Raw genomic sequence first — 17,773 nt, 5'->3', positions numbered from 1 at the left:
AACCTGCGGTGAAAATCAGGTGTGCTCATGCTGCATCTGGTCCAAAGGCTTGATGTCCCGGGTCAACCGGCAGTGAAAATCTGCCGCACCGGATGCCCGGAGCGTGTCAGCCAGGGTCAATGGATGAAAGTCAGGAGCCGTCATGGTAAAGGTCATCAGGGATACTATCAGCGGTAAAGAGGTGCGCAGTTTACCACGATCACTGTGGCGGACCGAACAGATCCGCGCGCTGGAGCTGCGCTGGGCCGAGCGTGAAGGGCAGGCACTTTATGCCCTGATGGAGCGTGCCGGTGCGGCGCTGCGCACCTATGCCACCCACCATTGGCCGCAGAGCCGCAACTGGTGGATCTTTGTCGGCCCCGGCAACAACGGGGGGGACGGCTATGTGCTGGCCCGTCTCGCCAGGCAGATCGGTCTCGAGCCTCAGGTTATCGCCGCGAGGGACCCCGCCGAGCTGAAAGGGGATGCCAGACGGGCCGCGGATGAGTGGCTGGCGCAGGGGGGAACTGTGCTGATGGCCGGCGCGAGCGAGCTGGATTCACTGCCGCCGCCAGATCTGGTGATAGACGCACTGCTCGGCACGGGTGTTCATGCCCCCCTCTCCTTGCCTTTGACAAAGATCGTCGCAACAATCAATGGCTTGCCGGCACCCGTGTTGGCGGTGGATCTGCCCTCCGGCCTCAATGCCGACACGGGCCGTGCCATGGGGGTATTGGTCCGTGCCAGCCGCACCCTCACCTTCATCGGCATCAAGCAGGGCATGCTCACCGGCGAGGGGGTGGATGGTGTCGGCCGGCTCGATTGCGATCCCCTCGGCGTGACGCCGGAGGCTGGCCTGGAAGCGACCGCCGAACGGATCGATTATCCCGGCCTCAAACACCTGCTGACGCCGCGCCAGCGCTCTGCCCACAAGGGGTCTCACGGCAAGGTGTTGGTGGTGGGGGGCAATGTGGGCATGCAGGGCGCTATCGTGCTGGCGGGTCTTGCCTGCCTGCGGGCGGGGGCCGGTCTGGTACGGGTATGTCAGCACCCGAGTCATGTGCCCGTCAGTCTCCATCAAGCCGAGTTGATGGATACGCAGGCTGATGCAGATGAGCGCTGGGCCTCGGTGCGACTGGTGGGGCCGGGACTGGGTCAGGACGCATGGGGCCGCCGCCATTTTGAGTCCTTGGTCAATGGGGAGACACCGCTGGTATTGGACGCCGATGGATTGAATTGGCTGGCGCAATGTCCCCGTCATCAGGATAATTGGGTGCTTACGCCTCACCCGGGTGAGGCGGCCCGCCTGCTGGGCTGCTCGATTGCCGAGATTGCAGCAGATCGTTTTGCCGCCGTGCGGCGCTTGCAGCACGTTTTTGGCGGTGTCGTACTGCTCAAGGGGGCGGGCACGCTCATCTGTGATGGCAAGGGGATAGTGCTCTGTGACGAGGGCAATCCCGGCATGGCCAGTGGCGGCATGGGCGATCTGTTATCTGGTATAATCGCCGCCCTTTTGGCCCAGGGCTGGTCTGCCGTCGAGGCAACCCGGCTGGGCGCAGTGATCCACGGGGAAGCGGCCGATCTGGCCGCCGCAGACGGAGAAAGGGGCATGCTGGCATCAGATCTGCTGCCTTTTATCCGTCGACTGGTTAATCCCGACACCATAACAAGTTAAAGAAGAACATGGCAAAACAGTTGATGATGACACTGCCGGACGAGGCAGCAACAGTGGCACTGGGTGGCCGTCTGGCACACGCCTGCCAGCAGGCGACCACGGTGTTCTTGCATGGCACCCTCGGGGCCGGAAAAACCACCCTGACCCGTGGCTGGGTGCAGGGGCTGGGCCATCAGGGCAAGGTCAAGAGCCCGACCTACACCCTGGTCGAGCCCTATGAACTGGCCGAGTGGCAGGTTTACCACTTCGATCTCTACCGCCTGGCCGATCCGGAAGAGCTGGAGTTCATGGGCATTCGGGACTACTTTGCCGCCAATACCCTCTGTCTGGTGGAGTGGCCAGAAAAGGGTGAAGGCTGGCTGCCGGTTTCCGATCTGGACATTACCCTGACTTATGTAAACGAGCAGCGTGAGGCTCTGATAGAGGCTCGCACTGCGATTGGCGAAGCCATTCTGGAACGGTTGTCATCTACGTGCGCGTGATCCTTGTTATTGTCCTCTCTCTGATGGCCTTACCCTCCTGGGCGAATCAGCTCAAGAGTGTGCGGGTGTGGCCATCGCCGGATAACACCCGGGTGGTACTCGACATGAGCAGCGCCCCCAATTACAACTACTTCACTCTGACCGGCCCGGATCGGTTGGTGATCGACCTCAAAGGGGCGAACAACGTCACCAATCTGGCCCGCATCGAGAACAAGAGCGAGCTGGTGCGCAAGATCCGCGAGAGTTCACCGCTGGAGAAGGGCGGCCTGCGACTGGTGTTGGACTTGAGCTCCACCATCAAGCCTGTGGTCTTTCCGCTGGCGCCGGCTGGCCCCTATGGTCATCGGCTGGTGATCGACCTGCCTTATGAAGAGAAAGCCTCCGTCGCCGTGCAGGCTACGCCAGTGGCCGGCAAGGGCAGAGGCGTGGTGATCGCCATCGATCCGGGCCATGGCGGGGAAGATCCGGGTTCCATCGGTCCACGCCGCACTTATGAGAAGCGGGTCACCCTGGCGGTTTCCCAGAAGTTGGCTGCACTCATCGACAGGGAACCCGGCATGCGCGCCGTGCTGACCCGTCGTGGCGACTACTTCGTCGATCTGAACAAGCGCTCCGAGATAGCCCGCAAGGCCAAGGCCGACTTGCTGGTGTCGGTGCACGCTGACAGCTTCCACAACGCCACCCCGCGGGGAGCCTCGGTCTGGGTGCTGTCGACCAATCGCGCCAATCGCGAGATGGGCAGCTGGCTGGAGAAACAGGAGAAACAGGGTGAGCTGTTGGGCGGGGTGGGCAAGGTATTGGCCGAGTCCGATCCAAACCCCTATCTGGCACAGACCTTCCTCGATCTCTCCATGGACAAGTCCCGTGCCGAGGGGTACGACGTCAGCCGCCAGATCCTGCGTTCCATGGGCAAGGTGGCCAGGTTGCACAAGAAGGCGCCGGAGCACGCCAGTCTGGCAGTGCTCAAAGCACCGGACATCCCCTCTGTACTGGTGGAGACAGGCTTTATCTCCAACCATGCGGAGGAGCAGCTGCTGGCGACCCCCGCTTATCAGGATCAGCTGGCTCGCGCCATCTTCGAGGGCATCCGCAACTACTACCGTGCCCACCCGACCAAGGGTGCCATGCTGACCGGCAAGGGGCAGGCCAGCAAGCCAGCTGCGGTCAGCAGACCTGTGGCGGTGAGCAAACCCGCGCAGGTGCAGTCGCAGCCCGTGATGACCAATCGGATGCCGGCCACAGAACCAAACCGTAGCCGCGATGGCGGCGCCCCGGTCAGCAGTGTCAGCAGCTCGTCCGGCGCCGGTGTGATCAAGCCCTATGTGGTGGCTGCCAAGGAGCCGAACATGCCGGTCAGCAGCGTGCAGAGCAACGACAAGGCCAAGATGATCCGCCACGTGGTCACCCGTGGCCAGAGCCTCTCTCGCCTCGCCGAGAAGTTCGGGGTGAGCCAGGCGCGGCTGGTGGAGATCAACAAACTCAAATCACGGGATATCCAGATAGGGCAGGTGCTCTATATCCCCCAAAAATAGAAACCGGGAGCAGCCATACCGATCCCTGTTTTATCGCCTTTCCTGGCCAACCAGATTGCTGCCGGAGAGAGGGGGGATCGGTCCTGCTCAGCGGTGACAGTGTCTGGATCCCGCAAGACTAAAGGTCAGGAGTAAGCCATGCCGATCCGTATTTTACCGCCGATCCTGGCCAACCAGATTGCCGCAGGAGAGGTGGTGGAGCGGCCCTCTTCGGTCGTCAAGGAGCTGGTGGAAAACAGCCTGGACGCGGGTGCCGACCGGGTCGAGATTGACATCGACAAGGGCGGTGCCAAGCTGATCCGCATCCGTGACAACGGCTGCGGCGTCGCCAAAGAGGAGCTGGTGCTGGCGTTGTCGCGTCACGCCACCTCCAAGGTGGCGACCCTGGATGATCTGGAAGGGATCTGCAGCCTGGGGTTTCGCGGCGAGGCGCTCGCCTCCATCAGCTCGGTCTCTCGTCTCACCTTCACCTCCCGCACCCTGGATCAGTCCGAGGCCTGGCAAGCCCAGGCGGAAGGGCGTGAGATGCAGGTCACCGTCAAGCCCGCGGCCCACCCGGTGGGGACCACAGTGGAAGTGGTGGATCTCTTCTTCAATACGCCCGCACGGCGCAAATTCATGCGCAGCGAAAAGACCGAGTTTGCTCATATCGACGAGCTGGTGCGTCGCATCGCGCTCTCCCGTTTCGATGTCACCCTGATCCTGCGCCACAACGGCAAGGTGATGCGCCAGTACAAGGCTGCCAATACGGTACCTGAGCAGGAGCGCCGCCTGGCCGCTGTCTGTGGCACCCCCTTCATGCACCACGTGCTGGCGGTGGAAAGCGAGCACAGCGACGTGCGCCTGCGGGGCTGGCTGGCGACCCCTGAGGGGGCCAGACCGCAGAACGATCTGCAATACACCTATGTGAACGGCCGCATGATGCGCGACAAGCTCATCAATCACGCCATCCGCCAGGCCTATGACGAGCTGCTGCCTGCCGACCGCTTCGCCGCCTATGTGCTCTATATCGAGCTGGATCCCCATCAGGTGGATGTGAACGTCCATCCGGCCAAGCACGAGGTGCGCTTCCATCAGGCACGCCTCATCCACGACTTCATCTTCCAGGCGCTGTTCACTGCCCTGCACCGGGAGGCTGCCGCCAGAGCTGAACAGGGCGAACTGCTGGCCGAGACCCTGGTCGAGCTGCCGGTCAGCGGGCAAATTGAATACCCGGGCCAGGCGCCTCGTCCCGAGTGGTACGGCGCCGAGCACAATTACCGGACTCCGGCTGCGACGAATGAAGTGCGAGAAGGGGGCGTGGCTCGCGCCAGCCATTATCAGCCGCCCGAACCGCCCAGCCGGGATGCGATGCGTGGCATGGGGGCGCTGCTCACCACCTTATCTGATGCGGGGTCCGCGTCTGTCGTACCCGCTACCCCGGTGGCGACCTCCAACGCAGCCGTTCAGGCCGCGCCCGGAGTCTGGCGGGCGCTCATCCTGGTGGAGCAGGCTTATTTGCTGCTGGAGCGAGATGGTCAACTGGCACTGCTCTCGCTGGTGCGGGCCGAGCGCCTGCTGCTGCGCAACTGGCTGCTGGAGGCCTGGGGGCAGGGACTGGCGGCGCAACCGCTGCTACTGCCGGTCTCCTTCAAGTTGCCCAAGAACTTGATAGCGCTGGTTGAAGAGCAGGAGCGTTTGCTCACCCGCATGGGACTGGAGTTGAAAAACGGGGGGCGCGACACCATGATCCTGACTCGGGTGCCAGCCTTGCTGCGTCAAACCGATCTGGTGCGGTTATTACCCGAATTATTGCAAATTATCGAGAGCGGATCTGACAGTGATGCTAGCCAGCTGGCTGAAGTATTATGCCAATGGTTGGTAGAGCAGGGGATAACTCGCGAAAAAGTATATGATTTTTCAACTGCCAGTCGTTTGCTGATGGAACTTGTGACCGATTTCAGTGACCAACTGGCAGACACGCGCATGGTGCGCCCTGTGTCGTTGGCAAGCGTGCTGGCCGAGTTTGCCGATGGCAACTGAGGGGCGGGATGGCCGCCTCTTTGACCAATAGATATGTTTTTTGCAGGTGTGCCCGCTCTGGTGGTGACCATGCAAGGGGAGTTTTTCACGTGGCTGACTTGCCGACTGCAATTTTTCTGATGGGGCCGACGGCCTCCGGCAAGACGGATCTCGCCATCAATCTGTGTCAGGCCCTGCCCTGCGACATCATCAGCGTGGACTCTGCGCTCATCTATCGCGGCATGGACATAGGTACCGCCAAGCCGACCGCCCACGAGCTGGCCCTGGCGCCCCATAAGCTGATCGACATGCTCGATCCTGCCTTGAGCTATTCTGCGGCAGATTTTTGCCGCGATGCCCTGCGGGAGATGGACGACATAGTGGCCCGTGGCCGCATTCCGCTGCTGGTGGGGGGGACAATGCTCTATTTCAAGGCGTTGTTGGAGGGGCTCTCGCCGCTACCATCCGCCGACCCTGTCATTCGTGCCGGGATTGAGGAAGAGGCGGCCCGCCTCGGCTGGCAGGCGCTGCACGAGGAGCTGGTGCGCATAGACCCGGTCGCCGGGGCGCGCATTCATCCCAATGACCCACAGCGTCTGAGCCGGGCACTGGAGGTGTATCGTATCAGTGGCAAGACGCTCACTGAACTTACGCAAGTGCAGGGGGCGGGGCTGCCCTATCGGGTGCATCAGTTTGCCATCGCTCCGAGCGATCGCGCCCTGTTACACCAGCGTATCGAACAGCGCTTTGACAAGATGTTGCAAAGCGGGTTCGAGCAAGAGGTCAGGGCGCTCTATGAGCGCGGCGATCTCACCCCTGATCTGCCCGCTATTCGCTGCGTTGGCTACCGCCAAATGTGGGACTACCTGGCAGGGGAAGTGGAGTATGATGAGATGCGCTATCGCGGAATTGTTGCCACCCGCCAGTTGGCCAAGCGTCAAATGACCTGGTTGCGCGGTTGGCCTGAAATCACCTGGTTGGAATCTGGAGAGTCTGGCAATCTGGCAAGGGTCGTGGCCCGTGCCGGTGTGGCTTGACACTCCTGTATAATCAGGTTGTTATATTGATATCCGGTGTTTAAAAACAACAAACTATAAGGAAAAAGAAGATGGCTAAGGGGCAATCTCTCCAAGACCCGTTTTTGAATGCGCTGCGCCGTGAGCGGATTCCTGTTTCTATCTATTTGGTGAACGGCATCAAACTGCAGGGTCAGATCGAATCGTTTGACCAGTTTGTCATTTTGCTGAAGAACACCGTGAGCCAGATGGTCTACAAACACGCCATTTCCACCGTGGTGCCAGCCCGTGCCGTCAACCATCACCAGCACGTCCCTGGCGCAGCTGGCGAAGAACAGGGTGAAGCCGAGGCGTGATATCCCAGGGCGAGATGACTCGCCAACCCAGATTCATCATGATTCCTGTCAAGGAGCAAGCGCTTGTTTGACCGTTATGAAGCAGGCGAACAGGCCGTTCTGGTACATGTCAACTTCAGCGATGAGGGTGAGCGGGAGGATCTGGAAGAGCTCAAGATGTTGGTGAGCTCGGCTGGGGTCAATGCGTTGGGGGTAGTCACCACCAATCGCAGTGCACCCAGCGCCAAATTTTTTGTCGGCAGCGGCAAGGCTGAAGAGATCGCGTCCCAGGTGCAGATGCTGGGCGCAGACGTGGTAATCTTCAACCATGCCCTGACTCCTGCCCAGGAGCGCAACCTGGAACGCCTGTTCCAGTGTCGGGTCGTTGACAGAACCGGCCTGATTCTGGATATCTTTGCCCAGCGCGCCCGTACCCACGAAGGCAAGTTGCAGGTCGAACTGGCCCAGCTACGCCATCTTTCTACTCGCCTGGTGCGAGGCTGGACTCACCTTGAGCGTCAGAAGGGCGGGATCGGTCTGCGCGGCCCGGGCGAAACCCAGCTTGAAACTGACCGTCGTCTGTTGCGTGAGCGCATCAAGGCGATTTTGCGCCGGCTCGACAAAGTGGCCAAGCAGCGGGAACAGGGCCGCCGTGCCCGCAACAGAAACGAAGTACCGACTGTATCGCTGGTGGGTTACACCAACGCCGGAAAGTCCACTTTGTTCAACCAACTTACAGCTGCCAGCGTGTATGCTGCCGACCAATTGTTCGCAACTCTGGATCCCACCCTGCGTAAATTGGTGATCCTGGATGTGGGTGATGTGATTTTGGCTGATACAGTTGGATTTATTCGACACTTGCCCCATGATCTGGTTGCGGCCTTCAAGGCGACCCTGCAGGAGACCCGTGAAGCGGATCTGCTGTTGCATGTGGTGGATTGTGCCGATGAGCAGATGCAGGAGAATATCGACTCCGTGCAGCAGGTGTTGGCCGAGATTGAAGCCGATGACAGACCCCAGCTGATGATCTGCAATAAGATCGACAAGCTGGTGGATCATCGGGTAGGTCTGGAACGGGATGATGAGGGACGTCCTGTGCGTCTCTGGTTGTCGGCCCAGACCGGGGAAGGCTGTGAATCCCTGTTTACGGCTCTGACCGAGTTGCTGGCCGGTTCCATGGTGCATCATACCCTGCAGTTGCCTCCTTCGGCCGCCAGATTGCGAAGTGCGCTCTATCGCCTTAAAGGCATTGAGCAGGAAGGTTTCAGCGAGGAGGGGGATTTTGTGTTGCAAGTTCGGCTGCAACTAGCCGATTGGAACCGCCTTGTGAAACAGGAAGGTGAGAATTTACAACGCTTTATCAGGCATTGAGTCGCGGATGAAGATGAATGCTTACCCGCTTCATCAACGATTGATGACCAGATAGAGATGATATCCATCCGCTTGTATTAATGGAGATGCTGATGGCTTGGAATGAGCCTGGAAACAACGGCAAAGACCGTGACCCTTGGGGGAACAACGGCAAGAATCAGGGACCCCCTGATCTGGACGAGATGCTGCGCAAGGTGAGCCGCCGTTTTGGCGGTTTGCTGGGGGGTGGCAAGTCAGGTGGTGAAATCGGACGTTTCGGTCTCTCTATCGTCTTGGTGATCGCTGTGGTGGTGTGGGTCCTCAGCGGCTTTTATACCATTCGTGAAGCTGAGCGAGGGGTGATTCTGCGGTTTGGTGCTTACTCTCACAACGTAGAGCCGGGCTTGCGCTGGAAGCCGACTTTTATCGATCGGGTCATACCGGTGGATGTGGAGTCTGTGCGTTCTCTGCCTGCGTCCGGCTTTATGCTGACTCAGGATGAAAACGTGGTGCGGGTCGAGATGGACGTGCAGTTTCGTGTTGTCAATCCGGAACAGTTCCTGTTCAGCGTCACCAATGCCGAGGAGAGTCTGAGCCAGGCTACCGATAGCGCTCTGCGCTATGTGGTGGGTCATACCCGGATGGATGATGTACTGACCACTGGTCGGGAAAGAGTCCGTCAGGAGACCTGGCAGGTGATCGATGACATCATAGAGCCATACCAAATGGGTCTGCAAATCGTCGACGTCAACTTCTTGCCGGCTCGTCCGCCGGAAGAGGTGAAAGATGCGTTTGATGACGCCATTTCCGCTCAGGAAGATGAACAGCGCTTCATTCGTGAAGCAGAAGCCTATGCTCGTGAAGTCGAGCCGAAGGCACGTGGTTCAGTCAAGCGTCTGGAGCAGGAAGCGAAAGCTTACAAGTCCCAGGTCGTGTTGAGGGCCCAGGGTGAGGTTGCTCGTTTCAGCGCGCTGCTGCCCACGTATCAGGCGGCTCCTGAGCTGACCCGTAAGCGTATCTATCTGGAAACCATGGAAGAGCTCTATCAGCAAGCTAACAAGGTGGTGGTCGACATGCCGGCTGGCAACAACAGCATGATCTATCTGCCGCTCGACAAGCTCTCTGGCAAAGCAAATGCCGTACAACCGGCTCTTCCGGCTGGTACTCCGGAGGTTGAATCGATTCCTCCGTCCAACGAAGGGGCCAACTCTACACCGATCCCGCTGCGTAGTGGCGATCGTTTCAGCTCAGGGAGAAACTAATAGATGAAAAAAATAGCTATTGGTGTCATCGCTGTGGCCGCTATGATCGGCTTCTCCTCCATCTTTGTGATTGATGAAGGGCAGAAAGGGATAGTTGTGCAGTTTGGCAAGGTGAAGCGGGTTGAATCCGGTGAAGCGCGGCTTTTTGAGCCAGGACTGCACTTCAAGGTGCCCTTCATCGATCAGGTTCGCAAGATGGATGCTCGTATCCAGACCATCGACAGCCAGGCTGATCGCTTCGTCACCTCGGAGAAGAAAGACCTCATCATCGACTCCTATGTGAAGTGGAGGATTGAGGACTTTTCCCGGTTCTACCTGGCAACAGGTGGTGGCAATAAGATGCAGGCTGAAGACCTGCTCAAGCGCAAGATCAACAACGGTCTGCGCTCCGAGATAGGTAACCGCACCATCAGGGACATTGTTTCTGGTGAGCGCAGTACCGTGATGGAAGATGCACTGATGAGGATGGCGCGCTCCTCCGAGCTCGGCATCAAGGTGGTTGATGTGCGGATCAAGCAGATCAACCTGCCGGTCGAAGTCTCCAACTCCATCTTTCAGCGGATGCGTGCCGAGCGGACTGCGGTAGCCCGTGAGCATCGTTCACAGGGTCGTGAGCAGGCCGAAATCCTGCGTGCCAACATCAACCGCAAGGTGACCGTCATGATCGCTGACGCGGAGCGCAATGCGCGTCAGTTGCGTGGTGAAGGGGATGCGGAAGCCGCCAAGATCTATGCCGACAGCTACCAGAAAGACCCCGAGTTTTTCAGCTTCGTGCGTAGCATGGAGGCCTATCGCAAGAGCTTTGCCGGTGGCAACGAGCTGATGGTGCTCAAGCCAGATAGCGAGTTCTTCCGCTACTTCAGGTCGCCTAACGGCACCGAGCAGTAAGAGACAAGCAATAAGACCAAAGGGCCTGATGATTCAGGCCCTTTTGCTTTATGGCGCCAGCCCCGCCGATATGGGCGGCTTTTTGTGCAAGGAGCTGGGATGCTGACATCCATGTTGATGGGACTGGGGCTGCTATTGCTGTTTGAAGGGCTTGGCCCCCTGCTGATGCCGAGGGCCTGGCAGCAGATGCTGCGGCTGCTCAGTGATCAGTCACCTGAGCACCTGCGCCGTATCGGTGGCTCGCTGGTGGTAGCGGGCGCCGTTATTATCTGGATGTTGAGCCATTGAGCCATCTGGCTGGATCAGTCTCTAACTAAAGCGCAGACCATAAAAAAGAGGCCCACGGGCCTCTTGTTCATCCAGCAGGAGTCGTTGACTCAGGCGCTACGCTGTACCGCCATCTGGGCCAGGGTTTCCAGCGCCTGCTTGTGCTGGGAGTCCGGCAGGACGGCGAGCGCTGCGATGGCCTTGTCAGCCTCTTGCCGGGCACGCATGCGGGAGTACTCCAGCGCGCCTGTACGGTCGAGAATGGCCAGGATCTGGTCGAGATGTTCCATGCCGTTGCGGTGCGCTATGGCATCGCGCACCAGCTGACGCTCTTCGGGCGAGCCAACTTCCATGGCCCGCAGCAGTGGCAGGGTGGGCTTGCCTTCAGCCAGATCGTCACCAACGTTCTTGCCCATCTCATCGCTCTGGGAGCAGTAGTCCATCACGTCATCGATGATCTGGAAGGCGGTACCCAGATACTTGCCATAGTTGGTCATGGCCTGCTCGATGGGCTCGGGCTGATGGGTCAGCACGGCAGCGAGGCGGGTGGCGGCCTCGAACAGCTTGGCGGTCTTGCAGTAGATGACCGTCATGTAACTCTGTTCCGTGGTGTCCGGATCGTTGCAGTTCATCAACTGCAACACTTCGCCCTCGGCTATGGTGTTGGTGGCATCCGACAGTATCTCCATCACCTTCAGGTTGGAGAGTTCGCTCATCATCTGAAAGGAGCGACTATAGAGGTAGTCACCGACCAGGACGCTGGCGGCATTGCCAAACAGGGCGTTGGCGGTTTCCCGGCCGCGGCGCAGGTCGGATTCGTCGACCACGTCGTCGTGCAGCAGGGTAGAGGTGTGGATAAATTCTATGATGGCGGCGAGTTTGAGATGATCCTGACCTTCGTATCCCAGTGCGCGGGCGGCCATCACTGTCAGCATGGGGCGCATCCGTTTCCCGCCTGCACTGACAATATAGAAACCCAGCTGGTTGATCAGGCTGACATCGGATTGAAGTCTCGCCAGGATCAGTTCATTCACCGCCGTCATGTCGGCGGCACAGAGCGCACGGATAGTCTGTTGGTCCATAAGTCTCGTAACGTGACGGCAGCAATAACTGCGGTTTTAGTAATGGCGGGGATTCTACACGATTTCACAATGGGTTACAGTTAAGCGTTTATCCACGGCGGCAGATATGCGCACAAAATAAACTTTTTGCTAAATTGGCCTTGCCTGAGCAAATCGATTTGCGTAGAATGCCGGCCCATTGTTATAGGTTTTTGCGCGTGTCTGGCCTTGAGCAAAAGACACGCCTTTACGGAGTTAATCAAATGTACGCGGTATTCCAAAGCGGCGGAAAACAACACCGTGTGGCCGAAGGTCAAATCGTTCGTCTGGAAAAGCTGAACGTTGAGACTGGCGCTACTATCGACTTCAACGAAGTTCTGATGGTTGCTGCAGGCGACACTTTTAAAGTAGGTGCTCCTTTCGTTGAAGGTGGCAAGGTTGTAGCTGAAGTTGTGGCTCACGGCCGTGGCGAGAAAGTGACTATCGTCAAGTTCCGTCGTCGTAAGCACCATCGTAAGCAAGCGGGCCACCGTCAGTGGTTCACTGAAGTCAAAATCACTGGCATCAGCGCTTAATTAGAGGAGTCCGATAGATGGCACACAAAAAAGCTGGCGGTTCATCCCGCAACGGTCGCGATTCTGAAGCTAAACGCCTTGGCGTTAAGCGTTTCGGCGGCGAAACAGTTCTGGCAGGCAGCATCATCGTTCGTCAACGTGGTACCAAGTTCCACGCTGGCACCAACGTTGGTCTGGGCACCGATCACACCCTGTACGCGAAAGCGACTGGCAAGATCCTGTTCGAAGTTAAAGGTCCGCTGAATCGTAAGTACGTTAGCATAGTTGCTGAGTAATTACGGACCGCAAGGATCCGAAGCCCCGCCAACAGGCGGGGCTTTTGTTTTTCTGACGCAGTTTACGAAAAAACGGAACGCAGATGTGCCTGGTGTTGCGCGAGGCATTCATCGCTAAGATGCGTATCGCCCGCAGGGGCCTGTACCACTATAATTGCGTATCGGTTTTTCGAATTAAGGTGACGGTTACCTATGAAGTTTGTTGATGAAGTCCAGATTCGAGTCGATGCCGGTGACGGTGGTAACGGTTGTGTCAGTTTTCGTCGGGAGTTGTACGTTCCCAACGGCGGCCCGGATGGCGGAGACGGTGGCGATGGCGGCGATGTCTATCTGATTGCCGACGAAAACCTGAACACCCTGATCGATTACCGTTTCGAGCGCTTCCATGCGGCCGAGCGCGGTGAGAATGGTCGCAGTGCCAACTGTACTGGTCATCGTGGCAAAGACAAGGTGCTGCGCGTTCCTGTCGGAACCCGCGCCAGTGATGAAGATACCGGTGAGCGACTGGGCGACTTGACCAGCCATGGTCAGAAGTTGATGGTTGCCAAGGGGGGGTTCCACGGTCTGGGCAACACCCGCTTCAAGAGCTCCGTCAACCGGGCGCCGCGCCAGAAGAGCAGCGGTACGCCGGGTGAAGTACGTACCCTGAAGCTGGAACTGTTGCTGCTGGCCGACGTCGGCATGCTGGGTCTGCCCAACGCAGGCAAGTCTACCTTTATCCGCGCAGTGTCTGCCGCCCGACCCAAAGTGGCTGACTACCCCTTCACCACACTCGTGCCGAACCTGGGCGTAGTGCGTGGCGAGAACTCCCGCTCCTTCGTGATCGCCGACATTCCGGGTCTGATCGAGGGTGCCGCCGAAGGCGCCGGTCTGGGTATCCGCTTCCTCAAGCACCTGGAGCGTTGCCGAGTACTGCTCCACCTTGTGGATATCTGCCCGGTAGATGGCTCGGATCCGGCCGTGAATGCCGTGACGATTGTCAAGGAGCTGGAAAAATACAGCCCCGAGCTGGCGGGCAAGCCGCGCTGGCTGGTGTTCAACAAGATGGATCTGATCCTGGAAGAGGAAGCGGTCGAGGTGATGGAGCGCGTCAAGGCTGCGCTGGCCTACGAAGGCCCTGTCTACCAGATCACGGCCATCAGCAAGGAAGGCACAAAGAAGGTGTGCTATGACATCCTGGATCTGCTGGATACCATGCCGCGCACGCTGGTAGAAGATGCCAAGGATGCCATCGAGAAGGTGGAGTTCAAGTGGGACGATTACCACAAGAACCAGCTGGCCCAGGCCGAAGCGGAGGCTGCAGCGGCTTCCCTGGCCTTCGATGCGACCCTCGATGATGATGATGACTGGGATGATGACGACGAGGATGGCGTTGAAGTCATCTATGTTCGTGACTGATCACTCGGTCCTGCCTGGCGTCTTCGCCCATTGGTGAGAAAAACCGGAGTCTGGTAACAGACTTCGGTTTTTTTATGGGGTCCATCCAGACTGGCTTGATCACCATGTAGATATATTTCTCATGTCACTTATTGCCTGCCAACTGCAACTGATTATACTGCGCACCTGAATGCAACCTAATTGAAACAATGTGCTAACTATTTGTAGTGAATTGATATGCATGTCTGTTTGAGGTCATTCTTATGGAAGGTTTGCCTGTAAAAATATTTATGCTTGAAATGATCCGTTAAAGGCTTGTTTGTGCATTTTATTGGAGTATTCTTGCGCCCGTTTTGCTGGGTGAAAGCATGAATATGCAGGTTCGCCTGGCTAAGGAAAAGTAACATTAAGGCTGTAAACCATGCTGGAAAAGACTCTGCAAGCACCTGCGCTCAATACCCGTCGCAACGTGCTGATGTTCCTGATCCCGTCACTCATCGGGATCCTGCTGTTCATGACCCCCGTCATCTATGACGGTAATGTCACCATACCCGTCGCCGTGCTGGCGAAACTGGTGCAGACGGTATTTGCCGATTATCTGGTGGCCATGGTCAGTGCCATCATCACCACCACCATGTTGATGACGCTGATTGCCTGGTTGTTCAAGCCGGCCATCCTGGTGCAGCGCCCTTTCCTCAACAGCCTGTTCAATGTACCTCCTTTCTGGGCCTGCGTGCGGGTGCTGGGCGGTGTGTTCGTGCTGCTGACCTTCTTCGAGTTCGGGCCCGAGGTGCTGCGCTCTGATGCCACCGGTGGTCTGGTGCTGCACGATCTGTTGCCTGTGCTGTTCTCGGTGTTCATTTTCGCCGGCCTGCTGTTGCCCCTGCTGCTGGATTTCGGTCTGTTGGAGTTCGTCGGCACCATGATGACCCGTATCATGCGCCCCGTGTTTCGCCTGCCGGGCCGTTCCGCCGTGGATTGCTTCGCGTCCTGGCTGGGGGATGGCAGCGTCGGCATTCTGCTGACCAGCAAGCAGTACGAAGGCAAGTTCTACACCCAGCGTGAGGCTGCCGTCATAGGGACCACCTTCTCGGCAGTGTCCATCACCTTCTGTCTGGTGGTGATCTCCCAGGTGAGGCTGGAGCACATGTTCGTGCCCTTCTACCTGACCGTCTGCCTGGCTGGAGTGGTGGCTGCCGTCGTGGTGCCGCGCCTGCCACCGCTCTCCTGGAAGAAGGATGTCTATGCCGATGGCACCCCCCTGTGCCGCCAGCAGGAGTCCGTGCCTCATCAGCACAGCGTGCTGAGCTACGGCTATGAGCGGGCGTTGACCAAGGCCGAGAGCATGACGGACATGGGCGCGGTGGCGCGAGAAGGTGTGAAGAATGCACTCGACATGGTGTTTGGTGTGTTGCCGGTGGTGATGGCCATAGGGACTTGTGCCCTGATGCTGGCCGAGCACACCTCTATCTTCAACTGGCTGGGGGCGCCCTTTGTGCCCTTGCTGGAACTGCTGCAGCTACCGGAAGCCGAGGCGGCCTCCAAGACCATCATGGTGGGCTTCGCCGACATGTTCATCCCGGCCGTGCTGGCATCGACCATAGAGAGCGACATCACACGATTCGTGATCGCCGCCATGTCGGTCACCCAGCTCATCTATATGTCGGAAGTGGGTGCCCTGCTGCTGGGCAGCAAGATCCCGGTCAAGCTGTGGGAGCTGTTTGTCATTTTCCTGCTGCGCACCCTGGTCACTTTGCCGGTCATCGCCGGTGTAGCACATCTGTTGTTCTAGGGCCCTTGCTCTGGATTCAAAACGGTCAACCTGGGTTGGCCGTTTTTTGTGGTCGGCATTAGACCAAAGTGAGTCTTTTTAATGGTGGGTAATTACATTAATGTAACAAGCTGAAAACAGCGTGCCAGCCGAGCAGTAGGCAATTCAAATCGAACGTGGCCAGGAGTCACCCCATGACCTCACTGCTCAGCTATCGGACCGGTCCCTGCGATCAGCCCCTGCTTCATCAGACCATAGGCGAATACCTGCAAGAGATAGCGGAACGCTTTCCCGAAAGGCCTGCTGTTGTGGTGCGTCACCAGCAGATCCGCTGGAGCTACCGCGAATACCTCACCCAGATAGACAGGTTGGCGCTGGGCTTGCTGGGGCTCGGCATCCAACCGGGCGACAGGGTCGGCATCTGGTCACCAAACAACATAGAGTGGTGTCTGGTGCAGTTCGCCACCGCCCGCATCGGCGCCATCATGGTCTGTATCAATCCTGCCTACCGCAGCTACGAGCTGGAGTTTGCCATCAACAACGTGGGGTGCCGTGCCCTCATCTGTGCCAGTGCCTTCAAGGGCAGCGATTACCTCGCCATGCTCAATGAGCTGGCCCCGGAACTGGCCAGCTCGCCGCCCGGGCAGCTGGTCAGTGCCCACCTGCCGAGCCTGGCGATGGTGATCCGGCTCGGGGAGGAGGCCACCGCCGGCATGCTCAACTTCGGTACCGTGCTGGCGCTGGGGGACGAGCAGGATCCGGACCGGCTTACCCGGGTGGCCGCGAGCCTCAAGCCGGACGATGCCATCAACATCCAGTTCACCTCGGGCACCACGGGCAACCCCAAGGGTGCGATCCTGAGCCACAGCAACATCCTCAACAACGGCCGCCAGGTGGCGCGGGGTATGGCGTTCAGCGAGCAGGACAAGCTCTGCATACCGGTGCCGCTCTATCACTGTTTCGGCATGGTACTCGGCAACCTGGTCTGCATCAGCGTGGGGGCCTGCGCCCTGTTTCCCTCGGAAGCGTTCGATCCTGTGGCAACTCTGCAGATGGTGAGCGAGGAGCGTTGCACCGCCATGCACGGCGTGCCGACCATGTTTATCGCCGAGCTGGATCTGCCCGGCTTTGCAGAGTTTGATCTCTCCTCCCTGCGCACTGGCATCATGGCCGGGGCCATCTGCCCTGAGCCCTTGATGCGCAAGGTGCAGACCCTGATGCACATGACTGAGGTGACGATTGCCTACGGCCAGACAGAGTGCAGTCCCATCAACCACATGACCGCCATCGATGCGCCACTGAACAAGCGTGTTACCACGGTCGGCCGTGCCCTCGATCACACCGAGATCAAGCTGGTTGATCCGAGTGGCGCATTGGTGCCCATCGGCGAGCGGGGGGAGATCTGTTGTCGTAGCAACGGGGTGATGCAGGGTTACTGGCAGGATCCTGCCAAGACGGCGGAGACCATCGACGAGGAGGGCTGGCTGCACTCGGGGGATATCGGCATCATGGATGAAGAGGGTTATGTGCAGATCGTCGGGCGCAGCAAGGAGCTGATCATCCGTGGTGGCGAGAACATCTATCCGCGAGAGATCGAGGAGCGACTCTACGCTCATCCAGCGGTGCAGGATGCGGCCGTGTTCGGTGTCGACAGCGAGCGTTACGGTGAGGAGGTGTGCGCCTGGGTCAAGCTCAGGCCGGATCAAGTGGTCAGTGAGGAGGAGATCAAGCATTTTCTCTCGGCCCGCATCGCCTACTTCAAGGTTCCCAGATACATCCGTTTTGTGGAGGAGTACCCCATGACGGTGACCGGCAAGCTGCAGAAGTTCAAGATGCGGGAGGCCATGAGCCGCGAACTGGTCCGCCAGCATGCCGAGGCGACGCGCTGAGACGGTTTTGCCGCTCTGGAAAAAGGGCCCGCGGGCCC

16 protein-coding genes are annotated in these 17,773 nt (G+C 58.8%); 15 read left to right on the top strand and 1 reads right to left on the bottom strand.

Annotated elements, in window-relative coordinates; translation table 11 throughout:
- The first annotated feature begins 142 nt into the window (after positions 1-142).
- The 10 genes from BN1129_RS05960 (at position 143) to BN1129_RS05915 (ending at position 10,808) form a co-directional block, all read left to right on the top strand.
- Entirely contained in the window at positions 143-1,654 is a 1,512-nt protein-coding gene (locus BN1129_RS05960) for a bifunctional ADP-dependent NAD(P)H-hydrate dehydratase/NAD(P)H-hydrate epimerase (RefSeq protein ID WP_042035129.1), read from the top strand.
- An 8-nt stretch (positions 1,655-1,662) separates the two neighbouring features.
- A complete protein-coding gene (tsaE, locus tag BN1129_RS05955) occupies positions 1,663-2,136 on the top strand; it encodes a tRNA (adenosine(37)-N6)-threonylcarbamoyltransferase complex ATPase subunit type 1 TsaE (protein ID WP_042035128.1) in 474 nt (157 codons plus the stop codon).
- Positions 2,127-3,668 carry an N-acetylmuramoyl-L-alanine amidase gene (locus BN1129_RS05950; RefSeq protein ID WP_042035127.1) on the top strand — a complete coding sequence of 514 codons (1,542 nt, stop codon included), beginning with the start codon at positions 2,127-2,129 and terminating at the stop codon, positions 3,666-3,668. Before tsaE ends, BN1129_RS05950 begins: the two co-directional genes overlap by 10 nt.
- Positions 3,669-3,806: 138 nt before the next feature.
- Entirely contained in the window at positions 3,807-5,690 is a 1,884-nt protein-coding gene (mutL, locus tag BN1129_RS05945; protein WP_042035126.1) for a DNA mismatch repair endonuclease MutL, read from the top strand.
- 98 nt (positions 5,691-5,788) lie between these two features.
- Positions 5,789-6,706: a tRNA (adenosine(37)-N6)-dimethylallyltransferase MiaA gene (gene miaA, locus BN1129_RS05940; RefSeq protein WP_084204585.1), complete on the top strand. Its 918-nt coding sequence runs from the start codon at positions 5,789-5,791 to the stop codon at positions 6,704-6,706.
- Between the two features lie 71 nt (positions 6,707-6,777).
- Positions 6,778-7,041 carry an RNA chaperone Hfq gene (gene hfq, locus BN1129_RS05935; RefSeq protein WP_005311664.1) on the top strand — a complete coding sequence of 88 codons (264 nt, stop codon included), beginning with the start codon at positions 6,778-6,780 and terminating at the stop codon, positions 7,039-7,041.
- A gap of 63 nt (positions 7,042-7,104) precedes the next feature.
- On the top strand, positions 7,105-8,391 hold the full coding sequence (hflX, locus tag BN1129_RS05930) for a ribosome rescue GTPase HflX (protein WP_042035124.1): 1,287 nt from the start codon (positions 7,105-7,107) through the stop codon (positions 8,389-8,391).
- A gap of 92 nt (positions 8,392-8,483) precedes the next feature.
- On the top strand, positions 8,484-9,632 hold the full coding sequence (hflK, locus tag BN1129_RS05925; protein ID WP_042035138.1) for an FtsH protease activity modulator HflK: 1,149 nt from the start codon (positions 8,484-8,486) through the stop codon (positions 9,630-9,632).
- Positions 9,633-9,635: 3 nt separating this feature from the next.
- Complete coding sequence (gene hflC, locus BN1129_RS05920) at positions 9,636-10,520, top strand: protease modulator HflC (RefSeq protein WP_042035123.1); 885 nt, start codon at positions 9,636-9,638, stop codon at positions 10,518-10,520.
- Between the two features lie 99 nt (positions 10,521-10,619).
- Complete coding sequence (locus tag BN1129_RS05915) at positions 10,620-10,808, top strand: DUF2065 domain-containing protein (RefSeq protein WP_042035122.1); 189 nt, start codon at positions 10,620-10,622, stop codon at positions 10,806-10,808.
- An 89-nt stretch (positions 10,809-10,897) separates the two neighbouring features.
- Here BN1129_RS05915 and ispB read toward each other — a convergent pair whose 3' ends face one another.
- A complete protein-coding gene (gene ispB, locus BN1129_RS05910) occupies positions 10,898-11,869 on the bottom strand; it encodes an octaprenyl diphosphate synthase (RefSeq protein WP_042035121.1) in 972 nt (323 codons plus the stop codon).
- Positions 11,870-12,111: 242 nt separating this feature from the next.
- On the opposite strand from ispB, the gene rplU reads away from it, so the two are divergent.
- The 5 genes from rplU to BN1129_RS05885 all read left to right on the top strand — a co-directional run bounded on the left by rplU (position 12,112) and on the right by BN1129_RS05885 (position 17,735).
- A complete protein-coding gene (gene rplU, locus BN1129_RS22290) occupies positions 12,112-12,423 on the top strand; it encodes a 50S ribosomal protein L21 (RefSeq protein ID WP_005304210.1) in 312 nt (103 codons plus the stop codon).
- 17 nt (positions 12,424-12,440) lie between these two features.
- Entirely contained in the window at positions 12,441-12,698 is a 258-nt protein-coding gene (rpmA, locus tag BN1129_RS05900) for a 50S ribosomal protein L27 (RefSeq protein ID WP_005311678.1), read from the top strand.
- A gap of 192 nt (positions 12,699-12,890) precedes the next feature.
- Positions 12,891-14,096: an Obg family GTPase CgtA gene (gene cgtA / locus BN1129_RS05895; protein WP_042035118.1), complete on the top strand. Its 1,206-nt coding sequence runs from the start codon at positions 12,891-12,893 to the stop codon at positions 14,094-14,096.
- Positions 14,097-14,496: 400 nt separating this feature from the next.
- The gene (locus BN1129_RS05890) at positions 14,497-15,867 is read left to right on the top strand and encodes a YjiH family protein (protein ID WP_042035116.1); all 1,371 of its coding nucleotides are present in this window, start codon (positions 14,497-14,499) and stop codon (positions 15,865-15,867) included.
- 173 nt (positions 15,868-16,040) lie between these two features.
- Entirely contained in the window at positions 16,041-17,735 is a 1,695-nt protein-coding gene (locus tag BN1129_RS05885; protein ID WP_042035115.1) for an AMP-binding protein, read from the top strand.
- Positions 17,736-17,773: the final 38 nt, after the last annotated feature.

The organism is Aeromonas popoffii, assembly GCF_000820025.1.
Lineage (GTDB): Bacteria > Pseudomonadota > Gammaproteobacteria > Enterobacterales > Aeromonadaceae > Aeromonas > Aeromonas popoffii.
Note: the sequence above shows the minus strand (reverse complement) of the source record. Positions and strands in the feature narration are given on the sequence as shown.